Genomic DNA, 4523 nt, shown 5'->3' on the forward strand with positions numbered 1-4523 from the left:
GAGCATCAGAGGGTGTTCGGGCTCGATCATTTTGCCGGCCGTTTCACCAGCCCCGTCGATGGCGAAGACCGGCTGGTTTCCTCGCGAGCCCTGCCCCACTTCCCCATCCTGGTGATGGCCTCCACGCCCCGCGCGGCGGCCCTGGCCGACTGGCGAGAGCAGATCGGCATGCTGATCTCGATCGCCGCCTCGTCCGCACTCGCCATCGCCGGCGTGCTGATTGCGGTGGTGCGCAAGCTGCTGGAGCAGCACCGTCTTTCACGCGAGCGGCTGACGCTGGAAAAGCAGCGGCTCGACCGCGCCGTCAACAACATGACTCAGGGCCTGTTGCTGTTCGACGCCGAGCGGCGACTCGTGGTCTGCAACCAGCGCTACATCGAGATGTATGGACTGTCGCCCGAGATCGTAAAGCCCGGCTCCAGCTTCCACGACATCATCAGCCATCGCAAAGCAAGCGGCTCGTTCACGGGCGACGTCGACGCTTACGTCGAACTGGTGCTGAAGAACATCCATGTCCGCAATTCCATGGTGGTGGATACCACGGACGGCCGTTCGATCCACATCCTCAACGAGCCGCTCGCGGACGGCGGCTGGGTCGCGACCCATGAGGACATCACGGAACGCCGCCGCATCGAGGAGCGCATCACCCACCTCGCCCATTACGACGCGCTGACGGACCTGCCCAACCGCGCCATGTTCCATGAGCACCTGCGGCAGGAGCTTGCCGCGGTCGGCGACGGCGAGCAGATTGCGGTGCACTACATCGACATCGACGAGTTCAAGGGCGTCAACGACGCGCTCGGCCATCTCGTCGGCGACGAGCTGCTGAAATCGGTCGCCGCGAACCTGCGCCGCTGTGCGGGTCCGGCGGACTTCGTGGCGCGGCTCGGCGGCGACGAGTTCGCCATCGTGCAGAGCGCGGTGAGGTCGTCGGACCAGGTCGACGAGCTCGTCGCGCGGGTCTTCGCGACGATCCGCACACCGTTCGACTGCATGGGCCATCATCTCACCACCGACGCCAGCATCGGCATCGCGCTCGCGCCGGAACACGGCACGGCGCTGGACCAGATCCTGAAGAACGCCGACATGGCGATGTACGCGGCCAAGTCCGCCGGGCGCCGCACCTACCGTTTCTTCCAGCCCGAGATGGACGCCAAGGTCCGCGAACGGCGGCAGCTCGAGATCGACCTGCGCCAAGCCATCGCCCAAAGGGCGCTCGAAGTCTACTACCAGCCCTGCATCGGGCTGAAGGACGACCGCATCACCGGCTGCGAGGCGCTGGTGCGCTGGCGCCATCCCGAGCGCGGCTGGGTCTCGCCTGCCGAATTCATCCCGATTGCCGAAGACACCGGCCTGATCAACGAGATCGGCGAATGGGTGCTGGCGACCGCGTGCCGGGACGCAGCAGGCTGGCCCGACGACATCCGCCTCGCCGTCAACGTCTCGCCCGTGCAGTTCAAGAGCGGCACGCTGGCACTGAAGATCATGGCGGTGCTGGCCGCCTCGAACCTGCCGGCAAGCCGGCTCGAGCTCGAGATCACCGAGGCGGTCCTGATCCGCGACGACGATGCCGCGCTCGCGATCCTGCACCAGCTCCGCGCCATCGGCGTGCGCATTGCGCTGGACGATTTCGGCACCGGCTACTCGTCGCTGAGCTACCTGCACCGCTTCCCGTTCGACAAGATCAAGATCGACCGCTGTTTCGTCGACGACATCGCCCGCCCCGACGGCTCCGCCAGCATCGTTCAGGCCGTCGTCAATCTGGCGACCGCCCGCCGCATGACCACCACGGCCGAGGGCGTCGAGACCGAGGAGCAGCAGCGTCTGCTGCGCACGCTCGGCTGCTCGGAGATGCAGGGCTATCTGTTCAGTGCCGCCAAGCCGGCCGACAAGGTGCTGGAGCTATTCGCACTGCATCGCAGCCGGCTGGCCCGGCGCGAGGGCAGCGAGAGCCGCCGCCGCGAAGCCGGTTAGCGGCTACGAACGGCTTCCAAAACGAAATCGCCCGGAAGCGGTTACCCGCTCCCGGGCGATCCATGATACGAACGTCGCGAGGTCTAGTTCGGCACTGCAGCCTTCGTCGCAGACTTGGCGGCAACCTCGTTCGCAGGCGCACCGCGCAGGAAGTCGAACGCCGCGTGCAGGGCCTTGTCGTCCTCCTCCTTCGGCGGAACATACGACTGCGATCCGGTCTGCTCGCCGCCCTCGCCGGCCGAAAGATGTCCGCGCATCTGGGATTCTGCCATGGTGTCCATCCGGCCCTTCAACTCCGGTGGCACGTCCTGGAGGATCTCGATGTCGGGCGCAATGCCCTGGGCCTGGATCGAGCGGCCTGACGGCGTGTAGTAGCGTGCCGTCGTCAGAGCCAGGGCGCCGTTACCGGAGCCGAGCGGAATGATGGTCTGGACCGAGCCCTTGCCGAACGAGCGCGTGCCGATGATCGTCGCGCGCTTGTGGTCGTGCAGCGCACCGGCGACGATCTCCGAGGCCGAGGCCGAACCGCCGTTGATCAGCACCACGATCGGCTTGCCCCTGGTGAGATCGCCGCCATGCGCGGTGAAGCGCTGGGTCTCTTCCGGACTGCGTCCGCGGGTCGAAACGACCTCGCCACGCTGCAGGAACGCGCTCGACACCGACACGGCCTGGTCGAGCAGGCCGCCCGGATTGTTGCGCAGGTCGACCACGTAGCCCGCAAGCTTCTCCGACGGGACCTGCTTGGTGATCGAGGCGATCGCCTTCTTCAGGGCGTCGGTGGTCTGCTCGTTGAACGAGGTGATACGGATATAGCCGATATCGCTGTTTTCGACGCGGAAGCGCACGGGGCGCACATGGATGATCTCGCGCGTGATTGCCACTTCGAGCGGCGCGTCTGCGCCCTTGCGCACGATGGTCAGCTTGGTCTTGGTGTCGACCGGTCCCTTCATCTTGTTGACCGCCTGCTCGAGCGTCATGCCCTGCACGGCCTCGCCGTCGATCTTGCTGATGAGGTCGCCGGACATGATGCCGGCCTTCGAGGCCGGCGTGTCGTCGATCGGCGAGACCACCTTGACGAGGCCATCCTCCATCGTGACCTCGATCCCGAGCCCGCCGAACTCGCCGGAGGTGGTCTCCTGCATCTCGGTCCAGGACTTGGCGTTCATGTAGCGCGAATGCGGATCAAGCGAGGTCACCATGCCGGTGATGGCGCCTTCGATCAGCTTGGCGTTGTCCGGCTTCTCGACATAGCTCGCCTTGACGCGCTCGAACACGGCCCCGAACAGATTGAGCTGGGAATAGACGTCGTCCGCGCCCACTGCCGCCCGCGCCGCCCACACGCCGCCCTGCGGGCTGGCTACCAGAAGGGTGAGACACGCTCCGGTGAGCGCGCCGAGGGGGAACAGCAGGGATTTCCGCATGGATGGGTGCCTTTTGCTTGGCGGTTCTCTTCAGGCTGGCAGGCGCCATGCAAATGGCGATCCGGCGCCCGTCTCACAATACCATTCCGGTTTCTTCAAGGCCGGGATGCCACGTCGGCGGGCATACCGAAAAATCCCTTCGCCTTGGACTAAACTTTTGGCAACGTTCCGAAACCGCTTCGCGCAACGCAGTAACCGGTGCCCGCTGCCGTCTCACAGCTATGCGATTTAAGGATGGTTTTGGAGGGCCGGACGCGATAGGCGATGACGGATAAGAGTTCAAATTCTCGGGAGGACGACAATGAACGAAGCGCCCCGCATCCTGCCGGAGCGGAACGTCGAGCTCGGCGCCAGCGACGAGCCGTTCCAGAACCTGCACGAGTTCATCCGGAAGGCGCGCGCCAATCTGAACCAGAATGCCTGGGACTACATCATCGGCGCGGCCGAGACCGAGACGACGATGCGCCGCAACCGCATGGCGCTGGACGAGATCGCCTTCCGACCGCGCGTGCTGCGCGACGTGCGCAAGATCGATGCAAGCGTCGAGCAGTTCGGCCGCAAGATGCGCCTGCCGGTGGTGCTGGCCCCGGTCGGCGCGCTCGAGGTCTTCGATCCCGATGGCGCGGCGAGCGTCGTGCGCGCTGCCGGCACCTTCGGTGCGGCGCACATGCTGAGCTCGGTGTCCGAGCCTGGCCTCGAGCAGACCGCCGAGGCGGCCCCCGAGGCGCTGCGGCTCTACCAACTCTATGTCCGCGGGGACGATGCCTTCGTCGCCGATGTCGTCAGCCGGGCCGAGAAGAACGCCTATGCCGCGTTCTGTCTGACCGTCGACACCGCCCATTACAGCCGTCGTGAACGTGACATCGCCAAACGCTACGTTCGCGAGAGCCGCCTGCGCGCCACCGGCGGCGATTTCCAGAAGGGCCTGGACTGGCGGACCGTGAAGATGATCAAGGACAGGTTCAGGATTCCGCTGATTCTCAAGGGCATCGCCACCGCCGAGGACGCGCAGATCGCGCTCGATCACGGCGTCGAGTGGATCTACGTCTCCAACCATGGCGGCCGCCAGCTCGACCATGGCCGCGGTGCCATGCATGTGCTGCCCGAGATCGTCGAGGCCGTGAAAGG

General features: G+C 65.8%; 3 protein-coding genes. 2 read left to right on the forward strand and 1 reads right to left on the reverse strand.

Annotation, left to right across the window (positions count from 1 at the left end; all coding sequences use genetic code 11):
- Positions 1-1974: EAL domain-containing protein (locus JHD07_RS17250; protein WP_291624345.1), on the forward strand; the 1974-nt coding region annotated here is incomplete at its 5' end.
- 83 nt (positions 1975-2057) lie between these two features.
- Here the strand turns inward: JHD07_RS17250 and JHD07_RS17255 are convergent.
- Entirely contained in the window at positions 2058-3395 is a 1338-nt protein-coding gene (locus JHD07_RS17255; RefSeq protein ID WP_291624348.1) for a S41 family peptidase, read from the reverse strand.
- Positions 3396-3696: 301 nt separating this feature from the next.
- Between JHD07_RS17255 and JHD07_RS17260 the strand changes: the two genes are divergently transcribed.
- Positions 3697-4523: alpha-hydroxy acid oxidase (locus JHD07_RS17260; RefSeq protein WP_291624364.1), on the forward strand; the 827-nt coding region annotated here is incomplete at its 3' end.

The organism is Bradyrhizobium sp. (assembly GCF_016462955.1).
Taxonomy (GTDB): Bacteria; Pseudomonadota; Alphaproteobacteria; order Rhizobiales; family Xanthobacteraceae; genus Bradyrhizobium.

Coding starts and splice junctions, on each gene's coding strand:
- JHD07_RS17255 (WP_291624348.1), bottom strand. CDS start 3,395: ATGCGGAAATCCCTGCTGTTCCCCCTCGGCGCGCTCACCGGAGCGTGT.